The sequence below is a fragment of the uncultured Alcanivorax sp. genome (assembly GCF_947258575.1).
In the GTDB taxonomy this organism is placed as follows: Bacteria; Pseudomonadota; Gammaproteobacteria; order Pseudomonadales; family Alcanivoracaceae; genus Alcanivorax.
Genome location: NZ_CAMYIV010000011.1, coordinates 91,282 through 117,215, shown reverse-complemented (window position 1 = coordinate 117,215; position 25,934 = coordinate 91,282). Strand labels below are relative to the sequence as shown.

19 protein-coding genes are annotated in these 25,934 nt (G+C 59.5%); 8 read left to right on the top strand and 11 right to left on the bottom strand.

What is annotated here, in order from left to right:
• Positions 1-89: 89 nt before the first annotated feature.
• A complete protein-coding gene (locus tag Q0Y02_RS11585; RefSeq protein WP_297768371.1) occupies positions 90-1,838 on the top strand; it encodes an autotransporter assembly complex family protein in 1,749 nt (582 codons plus the stop codon).
• Positions 1,835-5,302, top strand: a complete 3,468-nt coding sequence (locus Q0Y02_RS11580; protein ID WP_297768369.1) for a translocation/assembly module TamB domain-containing protein — start codon at positions 1,835-1,837, stop codon at positions 5,300-5,302. The genes Q0Y02_RS11585 and Q0Y02_RS11580 overlap by 4 nt, the downstream gene beginning before the upstream one ends.
• Before the next feature lie 252 nt (positions 5,303-5,554).
• Here the strand turns inward: Q0Y02_RS11580 and Q0Y02_RS11575 are convergent, their stop codons facing one another.
• Positions 5,555-5,968: a PaaI family thioesterase gene (locus Q0Y02_RS11575; protein WP_297768364.1), complete on the bottom strand. Its 414-nt coding sequence runs from the start codon at positions 5,966-5,968 to the stop codon at positions 5,555-5,557.
• Between the two features lie 58 nt (positions 5,969-6,026).
• Positions 6,027-8,372, bottom strand: coding sequence for a hypothetical protein (locus Q0Y02_RS11570; RefSeq protein ID WP_297768361.1), 2,346 nt, complete (start codon positions 8,370-8,372; stop codon positions 6,027-6,029).
• A 152-nt stretch (positions 8,373-8,524) separates the two neighbouring features.
• On the opposite strand from Q0Y02_RS11570, the gene Q0Y02_RS11565 reads away from it, so the two are divergent.
• On the top strand, positions 8,525-10,237 hold the full coding sequence (locus Q0Y02_RS11565; protein ID WP_297768358.1) for a proline--tRNA ligase: 1,713 nt from the start codon (positions 8,525-8,527) through the stop codon (positions 10,235-10,237).
• A gap of 158 nt (positions 10,238-10,395) precedes the next feature.
• Here Q0Y02_RS11565 and Q0Y02_RS11560 read toward each other — a convergent pair whose 3' ends face one another.
• Entirely contained in the window at positions 10,396-11,430 is a 1,035-nt protein-coding gene (locus Q0Y02_RS11560; protein WP_297768354.1) for a DUF4062 domain-containing protein, read from the bottom strand.
• 232 nt (positions 11,431-11,662) lie between these two features.
• Between Q0Y02_RS11560 and Q0Y02_RS11555 the strand changes: the two genes are divergently transcribed.
• The gene (locus tag Q0Y02_RS11555) at positions 11,663-12,409 is read left to right on the top strand and encodes an AAA family ATPase (RefSeq protein WP_297768352.1); all 747 of its coding nucleotides are present in this window, start codon (positions 11,663-11,665) and stop codon (positions 12,407-12,409) included.
• Positions 12,410-12,564: 155 nt separating this feature from the next.
• On the opposite strand, the gene Q0Y02_RS11550 is transcribed toward Q0Y02_RS11555, so the two are convergent.
• The 3 genes from Q0Y02_RS11550 to chrA form a co-directional block, all read right to left on the bottom strand.
• The gene (locus Q0Y02_RS11550) at positions 12,565-14,280 is read right to left on the bottom strand and encodes an acyl-CoA dehydrogenase family protein (protein ID WP_297768349.1); all 1,716 of its coding nucleotides are present in this window, start codon (positions 14,278-14,280) and stop codon (positions 12,565-12,567) included.
• A gap of 19 nt (positions 14,281-14,299) precedes the next feature.
• A complete protein-coding gene (locus tag Q0Y02_RS11545) occupies positions 14,300-14,935 on the bottom strand; it encodes a TetR/AcrR family transcriptional regulator (protein ID WP_297768347.1) in 636 nt (211 codons plus the stop codon).
• Between the two features lie 229 nt (positions 14,936-15,164).
• Positions 15,165-16,301, bottom strand: a complete 1,137-nt coding sequence (gene chrA / locus Q0Y02_RS11540) for a chromate efflux transporter (RefSeq protein WP_297769421.1) — start codon at positions 16,299-16,301, stop codon at positions 15,165-15,167.
• Positions 16,302-16,397: 96 nt separating this feature from the next.
• Between chrA and recQ the strand changes: the two genes are divergently transcribed.
• Complete coding sequence (gene recQ, locus Q0Y02_RS11535; RefSeq protein ID WP_297768344.1) at positions 16,398-18,530, top strand: DNA helicase RecQ; 2,133 nt, start codon at positions 16,398-16,400, stop codon at positions 18,528-18,530.
• Positions 18,531-18,538: 8 nt separating this feature from the next.
• Here the strand turns inward: recQ and Q0Y02_RS11530 are convergent, their stop codons facing one another.
• Entirely contained in the window at positions 18,539-18,970 is a 432-nt protein-coding gene (locus Q0Y02_RS11530; RefSeq protein ID WP_297768342.1) for an MgtC/SapB family protein, read from the bottom strand.
• A 169-nt stretch (positions 18,971-19,139) separates the two neighbouring features.
• Here Q0Y02_RS11530 and Q0Y02_RS11525 point away from each other — a divergent pair, with 169 nt between their 5' ends.
• The 3 genes from Q0Y02_RS11525 to Q0Y02_RS11515 all read left to right on the top strand — a co-directional run bounded on the left by Q0Y02_RS11525 (position 19,140) and on the right by Q0Y02_RS11515 (position 21,555).
• Positions 19,140-19,274 (top strand): hypothetical protein, encoded by a 135-nt coding sequence (locus tag Q0Y02_RS11525; protein WP_297768340.1) that lies wholly within the window; start codon positions 19,140-19,142, stop codon positions 19,272-19,274.
• A gap of 70 nt (positions 19,275-19,344) precedes the next feature.
• Positions 19,345-20,067, top strand: coding sequence for a glycerophosphodiester phosphodiesterase family protein (locus tag Q0Y02_RS11520; protein WP_297768337.1), 723 nt, complete (start codon positions 19,345-19,347; stop codon positions 20,065-20,067).
• Between the two features lie 111 nt (positions 20,068-20,178).
• Positions 20,179-21,555, top strand: coding sequence for a DEAD/DEAH box helicase (locus Q0Y02_RS11515; protein WP_297768334.1), 1,377 nt, complete (start codon positions 20,179-20,181; stop codon positions 21,553-21,555).
• A gap of 177 nt (positions 21,556-21,732) precedes the next feature.
• On the opposite strand, the gene Q0Y02_RS11510 is transcribed toward Q0Y02_RS11515, so the two are convergent.
• The 4 genes from Q0Y02_RS11510 to sat all read right to left on the bottom strand — a co-directional run bounded on the left by Q0Y02_RS11510 (position 21,733) and on the right by sat (position 25,619).
• On the bottom strand, positions 21,733-22,407 hold the full coding sequence (locus tag Q0Y02_RS11510) for a hypothetical protein (RefSeq protein WP_297768332.1): 675 nt from the start codon (positions 22,405-22,407) through the stop codon (positions 21,733-21,735).
• Positions 22,408-22,525: 118 nt separating this feature from the next.
• The gene (locus Q0Y02_RS11505) at positions 22,526-23,062 is read right to left on the bottom strand and encodes an activator protein (protein WP_297768329.1); all 537 of its coding nucleotides are present in this window, start codon (positions 23,060-23,062) and stop codon (positions 22,526-22,528) included.
• A gap of 113 nt (positions 23,063-23,175) precedes the next feature.
• Entirely contained in the window at positions 23,176-24,081 is a 906-nt protein-coding gene (locus Q0Y02_RS11500) for an aspartyl/asparaginyl beta-hydroxylase domain-containing protein (protein ID WP_297768326.1), read from the bottom strand.
• Between the two features lie 332 nt (positions 24,082-24,413).
• On the bottom strand, positions 24,414-25,619 hold the full coding sequence (gene sat, locus Q0Y02_RS11495; RefSeq protein WP_297768323.1) for a sulfate adenylyltransferase: 1,206 nt from the start codon (positions 25,617-25,619) through the stop codon (positions 24,414-24,416).
• Between the last annotated feature and the right edge of the window lie 315 nt (positions 25,620-25,934).

Genomic DNA, 25,934 nt, shown 5'->3' with positions numbered 1-25,934 from the left:
AACTTGCCTTACACTGTTGTACAAGTGACAACTTACCTTCCCCAGGGGGCAGCAACGAATTGCCTGCTACCGGGAAACAGCGCACAGGGATGCAGGACTTGAGGGCACCGCAGCAGACAACCTGGTTAGCCACCCTACTGCTGATGCTGCTCGCCATGCCGGCTTTCGCTGGTGACACCCCACAACTGCGCATCACCGGCAATGCCAGCGATGCGGTCAGCGCTAATATCCGCGCCCTGGTAGACCTGTCCCGCTACCCCTGCGAGCCGCCCACCGCCCAATATGGCCTGATCCGCCGACAGATTCTCGCCAACAGCCAGCAAGCATTGCAGGCCATGGGCTACTACGAAAGCACCCTGTCCCTGAGTACCGACCGGGAAGACGAGTGTGTGCGAGTTACACTGGAGGTGGATAGCGGGCCTGCGGTGATCCTGCAACGGGTCGATATTCGCATCAGCGGCGATGCCGCCAACGATCCCGTCTTCAACCAGCTGGTCGACAATGCACAACTGGCCATTGGCCAGCGCCTGCAACACGACCAGTACACCGCCCTGAAAAAGAACCTGCAGCAGAATTTAATCAGCCGTGGCTATGTGCAGGGCAAACTGACCCGGCATCGGCTCAGCGTGGACACCCGCAAACGCCAGGCCACCATGACATTGCATGTGGACAGCGGCCCCCGCTATGACTTCGGCGCCGTCACCATTACCGGCAGCGAATTGCGAGACAAGCTGATCAATGCCTATCTCGGCTTTAATCAGGGTGAGCCCTTTAACAGCAAACAGCTGCTGGAAACCCAGCAGGCCTTTCTCGGTGCCGGCTATTTCAGCGCCGTTCGGGTGCAGAAAGGCACCCCGGATGACAGCACCCGCACCATTCCCGTCAGCATCACTCTCACAGACAACAATCGCTGGTCACTGCTCGCCGGTGTCGGCGCCAGCACCGATACCGGGCCACGGGTACGCCTGGGGGTGGAAAATCGCCGGGTTAACCAGGCCGGCCACCGCTTCCGGGCGGAAACGGAGGTATCCCAGGTGCAGCAAGGCGCCGGCGCCAGCTACCAGATTCCGCTGAAAGATCCTCAGCGCGAGCGACTGGATTTTCACACCAGTTACGTGAATGAGGTCACCGACAGCAAGGACAATGAACGCTGGACCACCGGTGCCGATTATATTGTCGAGCTGCAGAATCGCTGGGTCACCACTACCTCGCTGACCTACTTGCGCGAAACCTATGAAATCGCCGAAGAAGTGGATCAGGCCGAGCTGATCATTCCCGGTTTCCAGCTCAGTCGCGTCAAGGCTAACGACCCCATCTACCCGTCATTTGGCTGGCGTTTGAGCAGCAAGATCCGTTTCGCCAACCGCAATCTGTCTTCCACGGCCTCCTTTTTGCAGCTCACTGGCAACGGCAAGATTCTTTTCCCGTTACTCGGCGGACGAGTACTGATGCGCGGGGATCTGGGCTATACGGAAGTGACCGATGTGCGCGAACTGCCCGCCTCTATCCGTTTCTTTGCCGGCGGTGATTCCAGCGTGCGCGGTTTCGCCTATGAATCCCTGGGCCCACGGGCAGCCAATGGGGAAGTGATTGGTGGCCGGCACCTGGCCACCGGCAGCCTGGAATACGACCACCCGATCACCGAGAAATGGCACCTGGCGGTGTTCACCGATGGCGGCAATGCGTTCAATGACTTTGATGATTTCGAAATTCGCCGCAGCGCCGGTTTCGGCATCCGCTGGCGCTCCCCGCTGGGGCCGATCCGGCTGGATCTGGCCCGGGCCGTGGATGAACACCGCGACTGGCGTTTGCACCTGAGCATGGGGCCGGACCTGTGATCAAACGAGTCCTCAAGCGCTTCAGCATCGGCCTGCTCGGCTTGTTGTTCAGCGTAATACTGATAGTGGCTGTCACCTCCTGGCTGCTGCTGGGCACCGCCACCGGCAACCGCTGGCTGCTTGGTCAGGTCAGCGGGCTGATACCCGGTGAACTGCAGGTGGATGACTGGCAAGGCAGTCTGCTGGACCGGGTTAGCGCCACCGGGGTGCGCTATCAGCTGGACGATCTGTCAGTCAGTCTGGATCGCCTGGAAGTGGAGCTGGTACCCGCTTCCCTCGCCCGCGGCTGGCTGGAGTTCACCACCTTGTCTCTGGGTAACCTGAGACTGTCTCTGCCGCCCGGCCAGGCGTCCGACGATTCACCTGCGGGCAAGCTGCCGGACAGCCTGGCACTGCCCCTGGGTGTACGCATCGACACTCTTAGCCTGGCCTCCCTGCATCTCAACGACACCCTTCTGGTCAGCGAACTGGATGCCCGACAACTGGCAGCCTGGCGCCGTTTCCAACTGGCCAGCCTGACCACCCGCACGGTGGCCGATATCAGCGTGGACGCCACCGCCCAGGGCAGCCTGGCAGCCCCCATTGAGATTCAGGGGCAGGCCCGCTGGCACATGCCGTTACCGCAGAGCGATACGGTCAACGCAGACCGATTGGCAGGCCAGCTTGATATCAGCGGCTCTCTCGCAGCCCTGCAACTGCGCCACCAACTACAAAGCCCCCTGGAAATTCACAGCCAGGGCCAATGGCGACTGGGCGACCCGGAGCGGCCACTGGACCTGGAACATCTGTGGCCGGCCCAGCCACTACCCCTGTCGTTGCCACAGCCGCTATCACTGGGCCACGGCAAGCTCACCACGCAGGGCCCATTGGCGGCCCTGAAAATAGCCGGGCAGAGCAGCCTGACCAGCGGCGACAGAACCGTCAACCTGACCCTGGATAGCCATTTGAGCGACAGCGGCCTGGCACTGCAGCAGTTGCAGCTTGATGATGGCGAGCAGCAACTGGAGGGCCGGGGTGAGCTGCTGTTCAGCCCCCTGGCCTGGGATCTGACCGTAGCGGGCAAACTGGACACCGGCCTGCTACATCCGTTGTTCCCGGGCCTGCTCAGCGTGCAGGGCAACAGCCGCGGCAGCTACAAGGATGAGCAATGGGCCCTGTCCCCCAGCCAGGTACGGCTGGAAGGCCGGGTTCGGCAACAACCCCTGACCGCCACCACCACCCTGGAGCGCCACCAGCAACGCCTGCGACTCGACAGCAACATCCGCTGGGGTGACAACCGGCTCAGCGCACGCGGGGCCATCCTGCCCGACTGGTCCCTGGACACCCGCGTGGATCTGAAACAGCTGGCCCAGCTTTATCCGGATCTGCAGGGCCAGGTCAGCGGCCAGCTGCAAGTGCGCGGCGCCCTCGCCACTCCCACGCTGAGCGGCAGCCTGAACGGGCAGCAGCTCGGCTGGCAGGAGTGGTCGCTGGCCTCCCTGCAAACCCGCTTCCAGGCATTCGGTATGGGCGACCAGACCATGTCGCTTGAGCTGAACAGCGAGGCCCTACAGCAGGGCAACATCGAACAGCTCGCCGCCGCCCGCATCAGCGCCAAGGGCACCCTGAGCAGCCATACGGCCACGGCAAGCTTCCGGCGCGACGAACTCAGCCTGGAGACAAACCTGCAAGGCACGTTGAAAGGGCTCAACCACTCGCCCCAGTGGCAGGGCAACCTATCCGATACCGGCCTGATTCATCAGCAACTGGGCCGCTGGCAACAGGCCGAGGACACGGCGGTGCAGCTCTCTGCCACGGCCCAGTCCATCAGCCCTTTCTGTCTTGAGCAGACACCGAGCCGGATTTGTCTGACAGGCAACCGCAACAGCAACGATCAGATCGACGCCAGCGCCTCCCTCAAGGCTTTGCCACTGGCGTTGGCAGGCGCCCTGCTAGGGCCAGAGTTTGCCGTGCAGGGCAGCCTGGACGGCGAGGCTACGGTGCAAGGCTCACTGGACAACCCCCGTGGCCAATACCGGCTGGAAACCCGGGAGGCACAAATTGCTGTGCGCGCTCCGGATGCCCCCCAGGAGCTTGTGATCGAGCAACTCTCCTTACAGGGCACGCTACAAAACCGTCGTCTGAGCAGCGAGCTGACACTGATGTCCGACCTGGCCACCATCGACGCTACCCTGGAACACGGCCTGGATGCCGACGCGTCCCTGACCGGTGAGGTGGCATTACGGGTATCCAGTCTTGCTCCACTGGCGTTGTTCACCACCGATCTGCGCGAGATCAGTGGCGAGATTCGTGGCGACGTTGCGCTGGGCGGCACCTTTCGCCAACCACTGATGAAAGGCAGCATCCGGCTGGATAACGGCCGCGCCCTGGTCCCCGTTCTGGGGGTGGCCGTTACCGATCTGCAGGTGGACGTAAAGGGGTCGCCCCGCGGGAAACTGGATGTCAACGGATCGGCCACCCTGGGCGAAGGCACCATGACCCTGACCGGCAGCCTGGACCCGAGGGAATGGCCGGCCAGGGTAGATCTGTCTTTGCAGGGTGAACGGTTACTGGTGGCAGACCGGCCCGATGCCCGCGTTTTGCTTAACCCCGCCCTTAGCCTCAAGGGAGACCTGAGTGATCTGCAACTGGGCGGCCGATTGTCGATCCCGGAAGCGGAAATCCGCCCGACGCAACTTCCCGAGGGCGCGGTCACTGTTAGCCAGGATCAGGTGCTGGTGCACCAGGAAAGCGAACAACGCAGTGGTCTGCCACTGGGTATGGATGTCACAGTCAGCCTGGGAGACAAAGTGCACTTCCAGGGCTTTGGCCTGGACGCCATGCTCGGCGGTACCCTGCAGGTAGAACAACAGCCGCAACGCCCCCCGCAACTCAACGGCGAGCTGGTCATCCGTGAAGGCCGCTATCGGGCCTACGGCCAGAACCTAGCAATCAGTGATGGCCAGCTGATTTTCCAGGGACCGCCGGACAACCCCGGCCTGGACATCCGTGCCATCCGCAAGATCCCCAGTGAAAACGTTGTGGTCGGGGTGCAGCTCAGCGGCACCCTACAGGAGCCGGAAGCCACCCTTTTCTCAGAGCCCAGCATGGAGCAAAGCCAGGCCATGTCCTACCTGCTCACCGGCCGGCCACTGGAGCGGGGATCGAAAGGCGACAACAACCGCATCGCTCAGGCGCTGGCGTTATACGGACTGGAGAAAGGCAGCGGCGTCACCGAAAAACTCGGCGACAAACTGGGTGTGGATGAAATCACCGTGGGCAGCGACTGGGAAACCGACGACGCGGCCTTGATGCTGGGCAAACAGCTTTCCGACCGACTGTATCTGACCTATGCGGTAGGCCTGTTCGATGCGGTCTCCACCGTCATGCTGCGCTATACGCTGACCCGACAGCTTCACTTGGAAGCCCGTTCCAGCACCAAGGCGAACAGTCTGGATCTGATCTGGGAGAAAGAGTTGCAGTGAATAGGAACCCGTTATTGTAGGAGCGTCGCTGGCGGCGCGATTCGGAACGAAATGCAGGTAACGTCCACGAAGGTGGCCCGCAAGGTGCACGAAGTGCATAAACCCAAATCAGGATAAAAAGCGTTTTCACCACAGAGGGCACAGAGCACACAGAGAAAAATCTGTTTTTCCTCAGCGATCTCTGTGCCCTCTGTGGTAGATCCGCCTTTTCAGGTTTTGGGTTATCGCGCCGCCAGCGACGCTCCTGCATGACTACGGAGAAATCGGCAGCGCATACGTCCCGGTCACATGGGCCACCATCTCGTCACTACCCTCACTGAACAATTGTACTTCCAGCACGGCAGAACGCCGTCCCAAGCGCAGAATCACGGCGTCGGCAATCAGATCCTTCTGGGCCGGACGGGACAGGAAATTGATATTGAGATTCTGCGTCACTGCCATTTCCACTCGACCCAGCTCGCCGAGAATCGCCGCATACATGGCGGCATCCGCCAGCCCCATCATAGTAGGCCCGGACAGGGTGCCGCCCGGACGAATGGTGGACGGCCGGAATGGACTACGCACCCGTGCACGCCGCTCACCCACTGCTTCAACCCGCAATCCTTCCTCGGACGCCGCCGGCAACCCCTGATAGATCACGTCCTGTACTTCCTGTGCATTCAACATTTTTATCACCTGCAAAAACGGGCCCCTTGGGCCCGTTCCACTTCGCTATTTTATTGAATCAGCAATGATTCATTCCTGGACTGCGGCGCCGGGAAACCAGCAAGCCAAGCAAGGCAATAATCCAGATCGTCGCACCTCCGCCACTGGAACCGAAGCCATTTGAACCTCCGCCGCTTCCATTACCCGAGCCAGGATTGTCCACATCCGTGTCACCACCCGTGTCACCATCACCACCAGAATCCCCTCCGCCATCGTCACCGGGAGTGACACCCAGCGACCGATCAAAAGGCGTAAAGCGAACCTGCTCTTGATGGAGAGTAGCCACCAGCAAGTTATCCTCCTGCGGATCAACCACCCGAACCATAATCGGTCGACCTGCTACCTCAACCTGATCCTCATTGTCGAATTCGAAGTGGCCATCCGAACCGAGCACCATTGACCAGCGTTGAATAAGAGCAGGAGCATCTGTATCAGGATCACCGCCGCTCAGGTTGTAAAGCACGTAATTATCTTCGTCTCCCTGAGTTGACTCTGACCAGGTCGATACCTGCAGCGAAACTGGCAGGAAATCCTCAGGCTTACCCTGATTGAAATTCGGGGTTCCACGCTGAAAGCCCGCTGCGCCATCATTCAGATTCAAGGCAACAAATTCATTATTGCCGGGGGAAAACACCAACGGAGCCTCGACGTCGGTAAAATTATCCGCGAGCGTCATCGTCCAGCCGGCACCGGGATCCAGAAAGGTAACATTACCTGCAAAATCATCCAGCTGGAGCAAACGAACATCATCGCCGGCTTTCAGTACCAGAACGGTCTGCTCCCCAGGAGCGGCTCGAGACTGCCAAAACTCAATATCTCTGGGGTTGCTACAGGTCCCGCTTCCTTCACAATCCTGATAAAAATCAAGCTCTCCGTTAGGCCCCCAGGCGGTAATCACGCTGCCCTCATTACTGAATTCCATCTGAAACAGTACGGCATGGCGACTAGCCTGCACTGTGCTCAAGTTGGAGAAGAAAACACCATAATCATCGAAATCCTTGGCCGGATCTTCCTGTGGACTGGAAGCATTCACATCAATATAGCTGACCAGCATCTGGCTACGTCCATAGGCATTGAAGGACTGTTCATAGACCACCGCCAATTTGTCATCACTGGCATCGGGGCTATCACCGCCTACCATGGCAATAGCCTGGGGCCGCCAACGCAACGGAATGGTGCTAGCCCAGGTCTTGGTTTGCAGATCGAAGACACGAATCGCCGCCTCACAACGATTATTGCCCTGATGCAAGACATAGGCCTTGTTACTTTCATCGTCCAGTGCCACATGCTGACTGCTGACACCCAGCACCTGCTGGTAAATACTCAGTGGGGCATTGGCTGCCACACTGTAAGGTTGCTTACCGTCATCAAAAGGCAAGCCCTCACTACGCATCACGGTATCTACAACCAGGTTACCCAATCCGGCTTCGCGGAATAGGTGCGTCTTCGGATCACTACCCCATAGGTGGGCCACTTCATAAATCACTCCTTCTGAGCCGAGTTTGCTGCGACTTTCAAAGGACACAGCCGTGCTGTAATGCGTCAGATCTGTAGTCCAGTTCAGATCATCGCCACTCTCGCAGGCAGCTACGCGACCACGGACCACAGACCACTTACCGTCTTCAGCTTGATCCAGAAAACGAAACTCCTGACCAGCAATCCAGCTGAGGTAAGGTCCGTTAATACTCCAATATGAGCCATTATCCATAACGACAAAGGCACCATCGTTGTTATCGATGATAAAGAGATCGTCGGGGGTCTCCAGATAATTGCCATGCCCTTGAGCAATATCAAACTGTGCTACCTCAACCTCATCATCCACCAATGTTGGCGGCCAATTCAGGAGATTCAGATCTACACCGTCAGGGCTAAAGAAAGTCAGATCACTGCTGCCTGATACATATGGCACAAGCTTCTGCATAGTTTCAGAAAGACTGTAAGAAGCATTGGATGCACTGAGGTCAGAGGTTTCCAGTACATGCAGCTCATTACCCTCTGTAAAAGCCACGAACAGCTTTTCACCATGCAAGGCAATGTCAGTAATATCCTGAAAATTACGCGTCACATCACCGCCTGACGAGTCAGGAACCAGAGCGCCGGTCAAATCACGCTTTTCAAGACGACCATTGCTGTACGCGATAAATACCGCATCGTCATCCAGTGCCATGGCAACAGGTGAGCCCTGAGAGCTCAGATCTGTCTGCTGCACATTTCCGGAAACGGAGTGATAACGATATAAATGGCTATCCGAGAGCAGGAAAGCTTCATCAGCCACCCGGACAGAATCCAGCAAAGTCGCCTGTGCCCCCGAACTAATACACAACCCAAGGGCACATCCCAGTGCCCACTTGATCCGACTATCCATGCTTCCCCCATTGCCAGCGATATGACTTTCTCTGATATTTTTTTCCTAGACAGATTCTAGACAACCTGCACCACAAAAGCCAAGGCTGGAGTCGCCGTCGCTTTATCCCTAGAATCAGCCGTTCCCTGTTGAAATAGCCCGAATTGAGCCTTATGCGCACTTCCCAGTACCTGCTTGCCACCGTGAAAGAAACCCCTGCCGATGCCGTTGTCATCAGCCATCAGCTCATGCTGAGGGCCGGCATGGTCCGCAAGCTGGCCTCCGGCCTGTATAACTGGCTACCCACCGGCCTGCGCGTGCTGCGCAAGGTGGAGAACATTGTCCGCGAGGAGATGGACCGGGCCGGTGCCCAGGAAGTGCTGATGCCGGTGGTCCAACCCATGGAGCTGTGGGAGGAGTCCGGCCGGGCGCCGGCCTACGGTCCGGAGCTGCTGCGTATCACAGATCGCCATAACAATGCTTTCTGCCTGGGCCCCACCCATGAGGAAGTGATTACCGATCTGGTTCGTAATGAACTGCACAGCTACAAACAGCTGCCGGCCAACTTCTACCAGATCCAGACCAAGTTCCGCGATGAGATCCGTCCGCGCTTCGGCATCATGCGCTCGCGGGAATTTATCATGAAGGACGCCTACTCCTTCCACACCGACATGGAATCCCTGGCCGCCACCTACCAGACCATGCACCAGGCTTACTGCGCCATCTTTGATCGCCTGGGTCTGGACTACCGCCCGGTGGAAGCGGATACCGGCGCCATCGGTGGCGCCGCCAGCCATGAATTCCATGTGCTGGCCGACTCCGGTGAAGATGACATCGCCTTCTCCGACAGCTCCGATTACGCCGCCAACGTGGAGCTGGCCGAAGCCCTGGCTCCTGCCATTGAGCGCCCCGCCCCGGGTGCGGCCATGGAAAAGGTGGATACGCCTAACGCCAAAACCATCGAAGAACTGGTCGCGCAATTTGATCTGCCCGTCGAGAAAACGGTCAAGACCCTGGTGGTGAAAGGGGCAGAAGAGGGGCAGCTGGTCGCCTTGCTGGTACGCGGCGATCACGAGCTGAACGATATCAAGGCGGAAAAACTGGCATCAGTGGCCACGCCGATGGAATTCGCCAGCGAAGAGGAGATCCGTCAGGTCATCGGCGCAGGCCCGGGCTCCCTGGGCCCGGTGGGCCTTCCGATTCCCGTTGTCATTGACCGCAGTGTGGCAGTGATGAGTGACTTCGGCGCCGGCGCCAATGAAGACGGCAAGCACCACTTCAACATCAACTGGGAGCGCGACGTGGCGCTGCCAGAGGTGGCGGACCTGCGCAATGTGGTGGAAGGCGACCCCAGCCCGGACGGCAAGGGCACCCTGACCATCAAGCGCGGCATCGAAGTGGGCCACATCTTCCAGCTGGGTACCAAGTACTCTGAAGCCCTGGGAGCCAAGGTACTGGATGAGAACGGCAAGTCCGTGGTCATGCCCATGGGCTGCTACGGTATCGGCGTCACTCGAGTGGTGGCCGCCGCCATCGAACAGAACTATGACGACCGCGGCATTATCTGGCCAGAAGCCATCGCCCCCTTCCAGGTGGCCCTGGTACCGGTGAACATCAAGAAAAGCCCCCGCGAACGCGAGCTGGCCGAGACGCTGTACGCCGAACTGACCGGCGCCGGTATTGAAGTACTGTTCGACGACCGCGAAAAGGAACGCCTCGGCGTAAAACTGGCCGACAGCGAACTGCTCGGCATCCCCCACCGCATCGTCATCGCCGAACGCGGCATGGACAATGGGGTGCTTGAATATAAAGGGCGCGGAGATGCAGACAAAACCGAGGTGGCCATGGGTGAGGTTGTGGCGTTCCTGAAAGCGAAGCTGGGCTGAGTTAACAGTTAATAGTGAACAGTTAACAGCGACGCGCTCCAGCGCCTCGTGACTGGAAACGCAAGAGGCCGCGTCCAAACCCTGGACGCGGCCTCTTTGCTTTCAGAACAGACAACGCTGTTCCGCGCCGCTGTTAACTATTAACTGCTCACTATTAACTAGATTTTAACGCTCCGCTTAACCGCCATCACCTGGCTCATGGTGTTGTCCCCATGGGCGGTCAGCTGCCACAACGGCAGGCCGCGGTTATCCTTCTCCGACGATTTGGTAATCAACCCAAGCGCTCGCAAGTGGATCTTGATCTGGTTGAACGCATGGGCAGCCAGCACCACGTTGCGCACCGCATGGGCACGGGGGAAGTCCTGCTGCACATCTCCCAGAGCCTTGCGGCCAATGAAGTCTTCCAGGGCCTTCTGCATCACCGGTTCGGATGCCGGATTGAGCATCAGCGGAGCCACACAGGAAAACGCCTGATCCCAGCTGATCCGGGTGGTGACCATGGCCAGTTTGCAATCACCGCCTTCGTAAACGTTGCAGGAGTAATCCAGTGCCACCAGATCGCCACCCCGGGACAGGGTTTTCAGTGCTGGCCGGGCCTGGCTCATGCTGTCTTCGCGCTCTTTTTCCAGCATCTCGATTCGGGCTTTGAGCGCCTCGACTTCTGCCCCGCTGCCACCGAGGGCGGCCTGGTCTGCACGCACCCAGCCCGCGGTGCGATGCTCACGCATCAGGTTGGGAATCACCTTGTGTGCCAATTCTGCCAGGCCGTTTTCCGTGGTCCAACGGAAACAGGCTACCTTTTCTTCCAGCAGGCGGACAAAATCATCGCGGCGCACCTGACCATCACGGGTAGGCTCCTGCTGGTCAGAAGGCAGCATGGCCGGATTATCATGGATAAAGGCAACGATGGGTTTGCGCTTGGTGGCGGCAAAAATATATTCGCGATGCAGCTCGCTGAGCCCCATGGGAGACAGGGTGCCGTAGCGCCCACCCACAATAAGGACAAAATAATCGCTGGTTTCGATCAGCTTCTGGATCACCGGCAGCAGGGTATTGCCATCTGCGGCAGAACTGTCCAGGCCGGTGGGTATCATGCCGTGCTCAATCATCGGCAACATCAATGCCTGGCGCGCCCCCTGCATATCGGGAAAGGTGGCACTGATAAAGACCTGGTAGCGTTTCGTCGCTGTCACCCTGGGTACCTGTAGCGTCGAGTTATGGCCCTCTCGGGCACGTTTTTGGCTGGCTATTAAACAGCCTGTGGGCCCTCATCACAACCCGGGGACCGCTGTAGGCAGTCTGGTCGTGGGACATCCATCCGGTTCATGCTAGCCTGAGCCCAGCCTTTGTGCCGGTTATCCGGCGGCGCCAGTGCCAATAACCAATATCGTAGCGCTTTTTGCAAGCTTACAGGAATGGGACGTCATGCAAACCATAGCCTTTTACAACCTGAAAGGTGGCGTGGGCAAAACCGCCTCGGCCGTGAATGTGGCCTGGCATGCCGCACGCTGGAAGCACCGTACCCTGCTCTGGGACCTGGACCCCCAGGGGGCCGCCAGTTTCTATCTGGGGGTGGATGACGGTGACGGCTACAAGGCCGGCAACCTGATCAAGGGGAAACAACCCATCGGCCGACTCAAGCGGGAAACCCGCTGGGCCAATCTGGATGCCATCCCCGCCGACATCTCCATGCGCAATGCCGATATCAAACTGATGGAAAACGGCGGCGCCAAGAACCGCCTGAAACAGCTGATTGCGCCGCTGGGGGAAAGCTACGAACTGGTAATCCTGGATTGCCCGCCGACCCTGAGCCCGGTGGCGGAAAGTATCTTTGCGGCGGTGGACTACCTGTTTGTGCCGGTGATCCCCACCCACCTGTCGGTACGCGCCTTTGAACAGGTTCTGAACTGGCTGGAGAACAAGAACTACAAGAACCTCACTGTGGTGCCTTTTTTCAACATGGTGGATCGGCATCGTGACCTGCATGTGGAAATGCTGGTCAAGCGCCCCAAGAGCATGAAAGGCGGCCTGAAAACCTGGATCCCCTACTCCACTCATGTGGAGCAGATGGGCGACCACCGCGCCCCGGTCGGTGAATTCGCCCCCTACACCCCCTCCGCCCAGGCCTTCCGGGCCATGTGGTTTGAGATCGCGGGCAAACTGAAACTGTAGAGGCAGTGAACAGTTAATAGTGAATAGTTAACAGCGACGCGCTACAGCCCCTCGCAACGGAAACGCAAGAGGCCGCGCCCAAACGATGGGCGCGGCCTCTTTGCTTTCAGAACAGATAACGCCGCTTCGCGCCGCTATTAACTGTTAACTGTTTTCTAACTGCTCTCCCAAGGGTTTGCCCGCCGCAGAATCGCCCCCAGATCCAGCCCCCGCGGCAGGGTCCCATAGTTACGATCACCATGCTCTCCCAGGCGGGAGGCAATAAAGGCGTCTGCCACGGCGCTATTGCCCGCCGCTACCAGCTGGCTGGCCTGCATGGTCAGGGACAGGCGATCGACGATAACCCGGGCCCGGTATTCGGCTTCATCCATGTCCACGAATTCCTGCTTGAGCGAAGTCACCGCCTTGTCCAGGCGGGGATCACTGCCGGTGGTTTTCGCCAGCTCGGCGAACCACACATCCAGCACCGCCGGGGTCTTGGCCAGGGCGCGCAGCATGTCCAGGGCCTGCACATTGCCGGAGCCTTCCCAGATGGCATTGATGGGCGCTTCGCGGTACAGGCGCGCCATGATGAAGTCTTCGGTGACGCCGTTGCCGCCAAGGCACTCCATGGCCTCGTAGGCATGAAAGGGAGTGCGCTTGCAGATCCAGTACTTACCCGCCGGCAGACCCAGCCGCAGCAGCAGTGTCTCGTGCTCGTTGCTCGGGTCCAGGGTGGTGTTATCCAGCGCCTCGCCCATACGCATGGTAATGGCCAGGGAGCCCTCCACCTCCAATTGCAGGTCCGCCAGCACGTTACGCATCAACGGCTGATCGATCAGGGTCTTGCCGAAAGCGGCACGGCCCATGGCATGGTTCACCGCCTGTGCCACCGCCTGGCGCTGGCCGGAGGTGGAGCCCACCATGCAGTCGAAACGGGTCATGGCCACCATCTCGATAATGGCCGGTACACCGCGCCCCTCCTCGCCGACCATCCAGCCAAGAGCGCCGCGCAATTCGATCTCGGAGGAGGCATTGGAGACGTTGCCCATCTTGTTCTTCAGACGCTGTACCTGGATCGGATTCTTGCTGCCGTCCGGACGCCAGCGCGGCACCAGGAAACAGCTCAAGCCGCTGTCGGTCTGGGCCAGCACCAGGAAGCCATCACACATGGGGGCCGAGGTGAACCACTTGTGGCCCACCAGTTCGTAGGCTTCACCGGGGCCTTCGGCACCGACCGGATACGCCCGGGTAGTGTTGGCGCGCACATCGGAGCCGCCCTGCTTTTCGGTCATGCCCATGCCGATGGTCAAAGCCTGCTTTTCGGTGTGGGGCACATTGCGCGGGTCGTAGGCATTATTGAGAATCTTGGGCAACCATTCCTTTGCCAGCGACGGGGTCAGCTTGATGGAGGGCACCGAAGCAAAGGTCATGGTCAACGGGCAGCCGTGGCCGGCCTCCACCTGGCCCTGCAGATAACTCTGAGCCGCCCGGGCCACATGGGCACCCGGCTTCGGGTCTGCCCAGGGAGCGGAGTGAATGCCGGATTCCAGCCCCAGGGTCATCAGGCGGTGGTAGGCCTCGTGGTACTTCACGAAGTCTACCCGATAGCCCTGGCGATCATGGGAGAAGAACTGCGGCTTGTGTTCATTGGCCAGAAAGCCCCACTCGATCACCTCGGCACTGCCGGTTTTAGCACCATGGGCGGACAACCTGTCCTCCGCCCAGCCGGCCCCGTGACGGCGTACCGCCTCGCGCAGGGCGGTGTCATTGTCGAAGGCGTTGTAATCCTCCAGCGCCCTGGCCTGATTGAAGACCTCATGGGTCTGGGCCAACGGGTCTGCTTTCCCCTGTTGCGCCCCTCTGTGGAGGGTCTCGTGCTTCGCATTCATTCGCGCTCTCCCGAAAAAATCATGCAGTCTGTTGCTGCTCAATAAGCTGGGCCTGCGCCGGGGATATCCCCACGGCTCGCAGACAAAATTGGGTCAGGGATCCCGCCAGATTGGCTTTTGGCAAAGGATCGGACAACGGGCCTACCAGCGCTTCGGCAATCGCGCCTACCAGGGCCGCCGCACTGATCGCCGTATCCTGAATGGGCAGCGCCCCCTGGCTAACCCCATCGCTGAGCAACTGCCGGTAAAGCTCTGCATAACGCTGACGATAAGTAAGGCGCTCGGCGTCCACCGCCGGGTCCACCGGCTCGGCGATCAGCGACCAGGCCAGTCGGGGCGCCGCCTGGGCACGCTGGACAAAGATCTGCAGCACACGGCTGAGCCGTTCGGTAAAGCTGCCGGGGTGCTCCATCGCTGTTGCCACTGCTGCGACTTCCCGCTCGGTAGCCACGCGAAACACTTCCGCCGCCAGCACCGCCTTGTTGTCGAAATAACGGTACAGGGTGCCCACCCCCACCCCGGCTTCCTCCGCCAGGGTCTGCATGGTGAGATTGGCAAAGCCACCCTCGCGCACCAATTGCTCGGCACTGTGCAACAGATGGTCGCGCTGGGCCGCCTTGCGTGCCTTTACGTTGGCGGTTTCCCGGTAAGCCATGATCGGAATCCGTATTCATTTCTTAAAAGAAGTGAATCATGATTCCGACTTTAAGGCAAGCGCCGCCTATCGCGCACCCCAGCCCCCCGTAGGAGCGCCTCTCGAGGCGCGAACCTGAGCCCAGGCGAAGGACCGGCTGCAGATAGCACCAGCGAATCTATTGGCAATTTGCCAGATCGGATGACAATTCCCTCGCACAAGGCTCGGGTTCGCGCCTCGAGAGGCGCTCCTACAGCAGGTTGGTCAGCACCCCCAGCGCCGCCATGCCCAGCACCATCCCCCACAACGGCACCGTCTTGCTGCGCAGCACCACAAACCCCGCCACCACGATCAACAGATCCCACACATCATGAACCGCAGAGATAAATACCGGCTGGTACAGGGCCGCCAGCAGCAGCCCCACCACCGCCGCATTGATCCCCGCTACCGCACCTGCCAGAGCGGGTCGGGAAGAGAGCCATTGCCAGCCCTCCATGAGCCCCAGCACCAACAGGAAACCGGGCAGAAAAATGGCCAGGGTGGCGATCAGGGCACCCCACCAGGGGCTGGCAGGCAACAACACCGCCCCCAGGTAAGACGCCAGCGAGAACATGGGCCCGGGCACTGCCTGGGCAGCGGCATAGCCAGTGAGAAATTGATCCGGGGACATCTGTGGCCCAACCAGTTCCTGCAGCAGGGGCAGCACCACATGGCCACCACCGAACACCAGAGAGCCGGCGGCAAAGAAATCATTCCACAGGCCCAGCCCCCGCGCCGCGGGAAAAAGGGCAACGAACGCGAGCAACACAAACGTCACCAACGGCCAGCGACGCCAAACCGGCTTGCCATTGGCTGGCACCCCCTGTTCCGGGCGTAACCGCTGCCAGCCAATGGCGGCGGCCACCAGCAAGGCCAGCATCTGCCCTGCCAGCGCCGGCCACAGCACCAACAGCATGGCCACCAGCGCGGCGATCGTGCGGGTCAGCCCCCGGGCACAGAAGCGCTGGCCCATATTCCACACCGCATCGGCCACCACGATCACCGCCAGCCACTTGAGCCCGGTGATCGCCCCACCCTGCAGCCAGTCCGGCAGAGACGTGGCGTAAATCCCCAAGAGGGCCATCAACAAAAAAGACGGCAAGGTAAAGGCAACAAACGCCGCGAAAGCCCCAGGTACACCGCCACGCACCCGACCGATGGCAAAGCCCAACTGACTGGACGCCGGCCCGGGCAGAAACTGGGTCAATGCCAGCAGGCGAGCGAACTCCGACTCATCCAGCCACTGCAATTCCTCCACGAAACGACGATGGAAGTAACCCACATGGGCCGCTGGGCCGCCAAAGCTGATCAGCCCCAGCACCAGAAACTGACGAAAGATATCGGTTATCACGTACAAGCATTCCCACTGAAATTTCACCTGAACCTAGCACAGTTTGCTGGCAGGCGGATGTCAGTGCCGGGCGGCGGCAGGTATACTCGCCCGATGCAATCCGATGCCCACTCCGTTCTCCAGCACGTCTTTGGCTATCACCAGTTCCGCGGTGAACAACAGACCATTATCGACAACCTGATTCAGGGCGACGATGCTCTGGTGTTGATGCCCACGGGCGGCGGCAAATCCCTGTGCTACCAGATTCCGGCCCTGGTGCGCCCCGGCACCGGGGTGGTGATCAGCCCGCTGATTGCACTGATGCAGGACCAGGTAGATGCGCTCAAGGCACTGGGTGTCAATGCCGGTTTTCTCAATTCCACGCTGAACATGGAACAGCAGCGGGCCCTGGAAGACGCCCTGCTCAAGGGCGAGCTGGACATGCTCTACATCGCTCCGGAGCGACTGATCCAGCCGCGCACCCTGTCGCTGCTTCACCAGGCCCAGATTGCCCTGTTTGCCATCGACGAAGCTCACTGCGTCTCCCAATGGGGCCATGACTTCCGCAACGATTACCTGCAACTGTCCCTGCTACACCGGGAATTTCCCAATGTGCCGCGCATTGCCCTGACCGCCACGGCGGATCAACGCACCCGTACGGAAATCGCCGAGCGACTGGACCTGACCCGGGCCCGCCATTTTGTCTCCAGCTTCGACCGGCCCAATATCCAGTACCGTATCGAACGCAAGGACGGTGCCCGCAACCAGCTACTGCGCCTGATTCGTGCCGAGCACGACGGCGACGCCGGTATCGTTTACTGCCTGTCGCGCAACAAGGTGGAGCGGGTGGCAGAATGGCTGTGCCAGCAGGGCGTGAAAGCCCTGCCCTACCATGCCGGCCTGCCCGCACAAACCCGGGAAACCCATCAGCAGCGTTTCCTGCGAGAAGATGGCCTGGTGATGGTGGCCACCATTGCCTTCGGCATGGGCATCGACAAACCGGATGTGCGCTTCGTGGCTCACCTGGACTTGCCGAAAAGCATCGAGTCCTACTATCAGGAAACCGGCCGCGCCGGGCGCGATGGCGAGCCTGCGACTGCCTGGATGGCCTATGGTCTGGAAGACGCCATCAAACTCAAGCAAATGCTGGCCCAGAGCAGCGGCAACGAGCAGCACAAGCGCAACGAAAACCAGCGACTGGAATCCATGCTGGGGCTGTGCGAAATCACTCAGTGCCGTCGTCAGGCGCTGTTGCACTATTTCGCCGAAACGCTGGAGAAGCCCTGTGGCAACTGCGACACCTGCCTGAACCCGCCACAGACCTTCGATGCCACCGAAGCCGCACAGAAAGCCCTGAGTTGTGTCTACCGCACCGGCCAGCGCTTCGGCGCCAATCACCTGATCGATGTGCTCACCGGCAACCGTTCCGACAAAGTGGCCAGTGCCGGCCACGACCATGTGTCCACCTGGAACATCGGCAATGAATTCAGCGCCAACCAGTGGAAAAGCATTTACCGGCAACTGGTAGCCCGCGGCCTGCTCACCGTGGACATGAACGGCTTCGGCGCCCTGCAACTCACCGACCTGTGCCGCCCCTACCTGCGCGGCGAGCAGCCCCTGCACCTGCGCAAGGAACTGGCCAAGGCCAAAAAAGCCACCACACGGCGCACCCACTCCAGCATCGCCGATGCCGACCGTGAGCTGTGGGAAACCCTGCGTGCCTGCCGTAAACGGCTGGCGGACGAAGAAGGCGTGCCACCCTACGTTGTCTTCCACGACGCCACCTTGATGGACATGCTCGCGATCCGCCCGCGCAATCGTATGGAAATGGCCGCGGTCAGCGGTGTCGGCGACCGCAAGCTGGAACGCTACGGGGATGAGTTTCTGGCCATTCTCAACGGTGATGATGCCGCCGGTGTCGCCGAGCCCGCCGGCCCGAATGGCAACGAGATCCTTGCCCTGGCCCAGGCCAACATGAGCCCGTCAGCCATTGCCCGCCAGCAGAACCTGAACGAGCAAACCGTGTACCGGGAACTGGCACAACTGGTCACCGCCAACCAACTCAGCCTGGAGCAGGCACTGGGGATCAGCGAAATGGAGATCGGCATTATCCAGGATGCCCTGCTCAGCCAGCCCAACCTGGCCGAAGACACCTTCAGCTACCGGCAGTTGAAAGATCTGCTGGCCGACGACTGGCCCACCGGAGTGCTGCATTGTGTACGCCAGGCCATTCTCGCCACGGTATAAGCCGGGGATCATTCATCCACCGGCAGCCGCTTTAAAGAACGGGAAAACTGCAGGATCAGGAAATTGATCAACGATAGCACCAGGGCGATTTCATACCGGCTGTAGGCCACCGAGATGCCGATGGCGCCGGTATTCCACAAACTGGCCGCCGTGGCGGTACCGCTCACATTGGCGCCATCCTTTAAAATCGCACCACCACCGATAAAGCCCATTCCCGTGATGATTCCGTACATGACTCGGGCCTCCGCATCCGAGCCCGTGTACACCTGCATGCCCACCAGCATATAACCACAGGCCGCCACAGAGACCAGCGGGAAGGTGCGCAGCCCCGCGCCACGGGCTCGCTGCTCCCGGTTCCAGGCCACCGGCAGTGCCAACAAAAAGGCAATACCCAGTTGGTACAGATGGATAACGACTTGATTCCAGTCCAGCTCTTGCATCAAGCCTCCTCCCTCTCAGTCAGAGCTGTCATTGTGGCCCTGGCTACGCCAACTATTGCAATCCTTTTTGTCACACCCTGTAAGCAAAAGCTTACAGCGCAACAACAGAGCATTCAGGCCCGGCACGCTAGTCTTGACCTTGTTTAAAAAACAAGCAACGGGGTAATTCATGGAATACGAAGAGCAACTGGATCTGGAATGGGTACCCGAGGCAGTAGACGGTATTTTCGAAGATGCGCATGCGGATTATCCCGGCCAGTGGGAATCCTTTGATGCGGAAATGGCCAGCGCCCACGCCGCCTGAGCGTCACCGCCAAGCACGCTCCCGACTTATGGTGCTTTAACCAAGCCAGTTTCCGGGAGACAATGTCCCCATGGATGTAATCTGGATCAGCCATCGCGGCCTGCACCAGCGCCATGTGGAAAATAGCCTGCACGCGTTCGAGGCCGCCGCCGAAGCCGGCTTTCATACCCTGGAAACCGACCTTCGCACCACCCGTGACGGACTCATCGTCCTGCATCACGACCCCGCTCTGATTCGCACCGCCGGCAGTGATGCCATCATCGAAGAAATGGATTCGGATCGCTGCCTGGGCCACCGCCTCAACGATGGCCAGTCCCTGCTCACCTTCGATGACTTCGCCCGCACCTTTACCGACCAACGCTGGGTACTTGATATCAAACCCGAGAGTGCCGAAAGGACTCTGGTCGCCCTGCGCAACTGGGCGGATCAACAACAAAAAGGCGATTGGCTATGCCGCCAGGCACGCTTTCTACTCTGGCACCCGGAGCACACACGACTGTTGCGCAAGCTGTTCCCTGCCGCCATTACCATGGCGCCCCAGAACGAATGCCGGCGGGCCGGCCTGTCCCTGTTGATGGGCCTCAGGCCGCTGGCAGCCGTCCGCAACGGGCGCACTTACTCACTGCCACCGGTCTTCCATGGCCTCCCCCTGTTCCGGCGCTCACTGGTGGATGCCTACCACCACCTTGGCGGTCGGGTACTGGCATTCCTGCCTGAGGGGCAGGAGCAGCAGCGCCAGGCGCTTCGCTCCGGGGTTGATGAAGTGCTCAGCAACACTCCGCCACTCGTCTGATCACCTTTATTTCGCCGCTCATCAACGCTACCGGCAACCAGACCACCGGGCTCGTGTTCCTGCCGCGGATGGGGTAGGCTTGCCGCCCCTTCTTAAGTTAGACCCAATTTCATGCCTTTTACTTCCCTTGGACTGGGGGATGACCTGTTGGCCGCTGTTGCCGATCAGGGTTATCACACCCCGTCACCGATCCAGGCCCAGGCCATCCCCGCCGTACTCAGCGGCCGTGATGTGATGGCAGCTGCCCAGACCGGCACCGGCAAAACTGCCGGGTTTACCCTCCCCCTGCTGGAGCGCCTGCGCGCCGGCAAGGCCGCCAGCAATAACCAGGTACGCGCTCTGGTACTGACCCCAACCCGGGAGCTGGCCGCCCAGGTCGCCGAAAGTGTGGCCACCTACGGCAAGCATCTGCCCCTCACCTCCACCGTAGTATTCGGCGGTGTGAAGGTGAATCCTCAGATGCAGCGCCTGCGCGGCGGCGCCGATATCCTGGTAGCAACTCCCGGGCGCTTGCTGGATCTGTATCAGCAGAATGCGGTGAAATTCGATCACCTGGAAATACTGGTGCTGGATGAAGCGGATCGCATGCTCGACATGGGCTTTATCCATGACATCCGCAAGATTCTCTCCAAGCTGCCACCAAAACGGCAGAACCTGATGTTTTCGGCCACCTTCTCCCCGGAGATCCGCGCCCTGGCCAAGGGCCTGGTGAACGATCCGGTGGAAATCGATGTGAGCCCGCGCAACACCACCACCGAGCTGGTCACCCAGTGGATCGCCCCGGTGGACAAACAGCGCAAGGCGGCCCTGCTCACCCACCTGATCCAGGACAACAACTGGTTCCAGGTGCTGGTCTTCAGCCGCACCAAGCACGGCGCCAACAAGCTGGCCAAGCAGCTGGAAAGCAACGGCATCGAAGCCGCCGCTATCCACGGCAACAAGAGCCAGAACGCCCGTACCCGTGCCCTGGCAGACTTCAAGAACGGCAAGATACGTGCGCTGGTCGCCACCGACATTGCCGCCCGGGGCCTGGATATCGAGCAGTTGCCACAGGTGGTAAACGTGGACCTGCCCAATGTGCCGGAAGACTATGTGCACCGCATCGGCCGCACCGGTCGTGCCGGCGCCACCGGCCAGGCCATTTCCCTGGTCAGCGCCGATGAAGCCCAGCAGCTGAAGGATATTGAACGGCTTACCCAGCAACAGCTGGAGCGCAAGATCGTGGCCGGCTTCGAGCCTGGCGAGCCGTTACCGGCAGCGGGGGCGCTGCAGCCACCGAAGCGCAAACGCCCGAAGAAAGCCAAACCCGCCCATGCCCGTTCAGACAGCAGTGGCGGAAACGGCCAGGCCCGCAATGGCAACGGCGGAGGTGGCAATGGCCAGAACCGCCAGGCTCGCCCGGCCAATAACAACAGCCGCCCCGGCGGCAACAGCCAGCGACGCCGTCGCCCGGCAGGCAACCGCCGGCCGCAAGCCCAGCAGTCCTGAACGAAAAAAGGCGCCAATCGGCGCCTTTTCTTTAGCTTCTAGCTTCTAGCTTCTAGCTTCTAGCTTCTAGCTTCTAGCTTCTAGCTTGCAGAATGGTGCGCCGCTGCAAACGCAGCACAACCCCGACAGCATCGGTTTTCCTTACAGCTCGTAGCTAGAAGCTCGCAGCTGATTGGTTTATCTCTGCCGCAACAGCCCCTGATAGTGGGCCATATACCCTTTCAGCTCGTCATTGCTCAGATCCTTGAGCACCTTGTTGTTCACCGCGTGCACAGCCTTGCGGCTACCATCAATCCCCACATTCAGGGCTTTCTGGGTCACAAAACCGATTTTCACTTCCTTGGTGTTGGCGACAAAGACTTCATCGATAATTTTGTCCGACATGGCGCTCATCACCCGAGTCACCAAGGCAACGTCTTCGGTGCCCTTGCCTGCCGCACACAGTTCGGTGGCCTTGCGAAAATCAGCGGCGAAGCTGTCTTCCACCGGGAAAGCAATGCTGGCGTGATTGTCGTTGTCGTCGCCAGCCTGCCAGTACATGTCCTTCACATTCTTCACCACCGGGGCGAATTCCGCGTTAGACACCTTTTTGAAAATCTGGCGCGTGAGCATGCTGGACGCCTTGCCGGCGGTGGACACGGCAAAGTCGATCACCTTCTTCTGGCCACCGGAAAGCTCGGTCATGTTGGCCGGTTCCACCAGGAACAGGCTGAGAATCCGGTCGGTGAGATGATCCACCATGTGAATGAACTTCTCGGCACTGTCTTTACGATCGTGCTCGACGGCATGAAGGAAATCTTCGGTGCTGTTGACCAGCGCCGGGTTAGCGGGAATCGCCACCACGTTCTGCATTGTTATATCCTTGCCTTGCAAACAGTTGCTGTCACTGAAAAAACTCATGATAGCTGGGCGTTGGCCCGAGGGGAAACGCCGATCGGGCCGGAATAACAAAGCCTATACGCAGGCGGGATCAACTGGTGTGCTGAGTAACACCGGGTTGGCGGACCGTTTCTGAGGGGACGGCGGGTTGTTCGGCACGACGGATATCCACCTGGGGGGAGGTGATCATGGTACCGTCCATGGCACAGTCCGGGCCCAGGGTCACTGCATCAAACGTGGCCGATCCATCCTTGTTGCCCCAGGCCAGCGTTACCGGCCCCGGACCACAGATACCACCCAGCAACGGCACCCTGACCTTGACCTGCATATCGTCCACCGTAAGCCGGTCCGGATGATCCACCTGGCCTTGCCAGGGCAACGCCAGCGCCTTGATGCTTTTGCACAACGGATTCATGCCTCCGAAGATGACCTCGGTAACGCGGATGGCGCCCGTCTCACTGACCTGGCCGTTAAAGGTGGTATGGCAGCTGACCGGGATAGCGCCTTTCTTCATGGCCAGTTTGCCGCTGGCAGAAAACGCCCCCGCCGGCGCTACCTTCACGTCTGCGCTGGCCACCCCGGCACACGCCCAGGCCAAAACCGCCCCGGCAATGATGTTCCTTATCATTGTTGTTATTCCCTACCGATGTGTTCACCGGCATGTTGGCATGATGGAGCGGTGCGCCCCAAGCCAGCCTGACGCAAAACCACGACCGCTCGGCAGTTTTTCTTTTCGCCGGTCTACACCAGCTGGTAACCGATACTGCCCAGCACCGCCAGCACCACAGCCCACTTGGCTGTAACGTAGAAGGTCTTGTTTTTCCGCTTTACCGATTTCAGGAAGCCCTTGTAGGCAATTACCCCTTTGCCCAGCTTGTTACCCACTCCGGTATGGCTGCTGTCCAGATTATCGATGAAAAACAAGCGATTGAAGAACCAGCCAAAGTACCAGTACACCTTCTGCACCCACTTCCATTTCATGGGTCGATCCACGTCGGTCATCAGGATAATCCGCGGCGTATCGGTGCGGTTCCAGGCAGAGTGGATGTAGGTTTCATCGAAAATGATGCTGTCGCCATCGCGCCAGATGTAGTCATCCTCATTCACTGTCAGGCCACAGCCTTCATCATTGGGCGTGCTCAGCCCCATGGAATAACGCAGGGTGTACGCGAACGGATCATGGTGACGATTGAGTTTCTTGCCCGGCATCAGTACCGCAAAAAGGGCAATGTTCATGGACGGCAGCTGATCCAGCAGAGCCATGGTTTTCGGCGCCAGATCGTAGGCAGAGGGCAACTTGTTGTCGTACACCTTCAGATAAAAGCTGGTCCAGCGATTGTCCTTGTAGAAACTGCTTGCCGGCAGATCATCTTTGGCGGTGATATTGCCACCGTGGTAGAGGGCCAACGCCTCGTCGCGAATGGTTTCCCAGTTGTCCTCGATCAGTTGCAGCTCGGGAAAATGGGCCAGGCCGATGCGCGGCGAAGTAGGCACCTTTGACAGCAGGTAGGCCGGGATATTGAAGGGCACCATGAAAGTGGAAAAATCCGAGAGCTGCCGCTTGAGCCCGAGCGGCTTGCGATTGCGCGCCCGGATAAACACAATGCAGCCCACATAGAGCAGCACACAGACCACAATAACGGCCATAACCTGTACCTTTATTCTGCCAACGGGGTTTTACTGCCCACAAAACGGGCCACCCGGAAAATGAATGGGCGTGATTTTACCTCAATTCAGCCGGTAAAACCGGAGGCACATCGGTAATTTACTGCCGCTGCTCGGCCCCTCTGGCCCGTTTTGAGGGGGTCAGGGAGTGATGAATCAGGCAACACTTCCTCGAACCGGGGCAACCCCTCCTGCAGACGCACCTTTAACAGGGACGTCGAGCCATCGAGGAAAGGCACAGGCCGGAAACGAAAAAAGCCTCTAAAAAGAGGCTTTTCCCGATGCGCATTGAGCGCACAAACGCTCAGGAAAGATTACTTGCCAGCGTCCAGCGTCTGGTAATAATCCATCAGAATCTGTGCCACTTCCGGGCGGGAGAATTCCTGCGGGGGCGCAATACCCTGACCCAGCATCTCTCGCACCTTGGTACCTGACAGCAGAACAAAGTCGTCCTTGGTGTGATCAGGCACGTCACGCATCATCACCACGCGACCGAGCTTCTTCGAATAGGCAGTGTGGTCGGCCTCGAAGATTTTAATTTCCAGCGCGTCAGCAGGCACTTTTTCCTGGAAGATGGTTTGTGCGTCGAAGGCGCCGTAATAATCACCGACACCGGCATGGTCACGGCCAACAATCAAATGGCTGCAACCGCAGTTCTGGCGGAATACCGCATGCAGGACAGCTTCACGCGGACCGGCGTACAGCATGTCAAAACCGTAACCGGTAATCATCACGGTGTTGGGCGGGAAATACACTTCCACCATTTTGCGAATGGAGGCATCGCGCACGTCGGCCGGAATGTCACCCGCTTTCAGTTTACCCAGCAGCATATGAATCAGGATGCCGTCAGCGTTCAGCGCTTCCTGGGCCATGCGGCACAGTTCTTCGTGGGCCCGGTGCATCGGGTTACGGGTCTGGAAGGCGACCACATTATTCCAGCCACGCTCAACAAACTCATTACGAATGGAAACTGCGGTGCGGAAGGTATCGGGGAAGTCATCCGCAAAGTAGGAGTAGTTCAACACCTGGATGTCGCCGGAAACGATAAAGTTGCCTGCCGCCAGGAAATTGGCCACGCCCGGGTGCTGCTTGTCGTTGGTGGCAAAAACCTGCTCGGCCACTGCCTCCAGTTCGGCGTCAGACGCTTCTTCGATGGCGGCGACATCCATCACCGCAATCACCGGCTGGCCGTCCACATTGGGGTCACGCAGGGCAATACGCTTGGCACCAGCGATGGCGCTGACATCCTGCAGCATATTGACGATCGGCACGGGCCAGAACAGGCCATTGGCGGTGGTCAGGTTTTCCGCCACTGACAGCATGTCAGCCTTGTTCATGTAGCCGGACAACGGGGTGAAATAGCCGGCCCCCATCATCACCGCATTGGCGGCAGCTGCCGAGCTGATCACCACTGAAGGCAGTGATTCCGCTTCATGCTGCAAGGCAACGCGCGCAGCTTCATCGGCGACGTACAAGGGGTTCAATGCGTCCGCACCATGCGGCTTGACCAAAGCGACCATCTAATTACTCCAAATGCTCAATCAACGGGGTGTCCATATCGCGGCGCAGTATAGCAAAGGATCGGCAACAGGTCGGCCCGGAGAGAGTGACAACAGCGGGAAAAGCGGAAACAAAAAAACAAATCCAATAAAATCAAATAGTTACAATAACATTAGCGATATTCAGCGGCCCACTTTTTCGCTCATGCATCGGCATAGCAAGCATAGCCTCTGTCGACTCAACCTTTTGTATTACCCGCTTTCCGCCAAATCAAAACTCCTGGCCAACAGCCTTTGATCGGCAATCCAGCAGCTGCCTGCCGCTGACGCAAAAGC

Coding starts and splice junctions, on each gene's coding strand:
- Q0Y02_RS11585 (WP_297768371.1), top strand. CDS start 90: ATGCAGGACTTGAGGGCACCGCAGCAGACAACCTGGTTAGCCACCCTA.
- Q0Y02_RS11575 (WP_297768364.1), bottom strand. CDS start 5,968: ATGTTGAATGCACAGGAAGTACAGGACGTGATCTATCAGGGGTTGCCG.
- Q0Y02_RS11570 (WP_297768361.1), bottom strand. CDS start 8,372: ATGGATAGTCGGATCAAGTGGGCACTGGGATGTGCCCTTGGGTTGTGT.
- Q0Y02_RS11565 (WP_297768358.1), top strand. CDS start 8,525: ATGCGCACTTCCCAGTACCTGCTTGCCACCGTGAAAGAAACCCCTGCC.
- Q0Y02_RS11555 (WP_297768352.1), top strand. CDS start 11,663: ATGCAAACCATAGCCTTTTACAACCTGAAAGGTGGCGTGGGCAAAACC.
- Q0Y02_RS11550 (WP_297768349.1), bottom strand. CDS start 14,280: ATGAATGCGAAGCACGAGACCCTCCACAGAGGGGCGCAACAGGGGAAA.
- Q0Y02_RS11545 (WP_297768347.1), bottom strand. CDS start 14,935: ATGGCTTACCGGGAAACCGCCAACGTAAAGGCACGCAAGGCGGCCCAG.
- recQ (WP_297768344.1), top strand. CDS start 16,398: ATGCAATCCGATGCCCACTCCGTTCTCCAGCACGTCTTTGGCTATCAC.
- Q0Y02_RS11530 (WP_297768342.1), bottom strand. CDS start 18,970: ATGCAAGAGCTGGACTGGAATCAAGTCGTTATCCATCTGTACCAACTG.
- Q0Y02_RS11525 (WP_297768340.1), top strand. CDS start 19,140: ATGGAATACGAAGAGCAACTGGATCTGGAATGGGTACCCGAGGCAGTA.
- Q0Y02_RS11520 (WP_297768337.1), top strand. CDS start 19,345: ATGGATGTAATCTGGATCAGCCATCGCGGCCTGCACCAGCGCCATGTG.
- Q0Y02_RS11515 (WP_297768334.1), top strand. CDS start 20,179: ATGCCTTTTACTTCCCTTGGACTGGGGGATGACCTGTTGGCCGCTGTT.
- Q0Y02_RS11510 (WP_297768332.1), bottom strand. CDS start 22,407: ATGCAGAACGTGGTGGCGATTCCCGCTAACCCGGCGCTGGTCAACAGC.
- Q0Y02_RS11505 (WP_297768329.1), bottom strand. CDS start 23,062: ATGATAAGGAACATCATTGCCGGGGCGGTTTTGGCCTGGGCGTGTGCC.
- Q0Y02_RS11500 (WP_297768326.1), bottom strand. CDS start 24,081: ATGGCCGTTATTGTGGTCTGTGTGCTGCTCTATGTGGGCTGCATTGTG.
- sat (WP_297768323.1), bottom strand. CDS start 25,619: ATGGTCGCTTTGGTCAAGCCGCATGGTGCGGACGCATTGAACCCCTTG.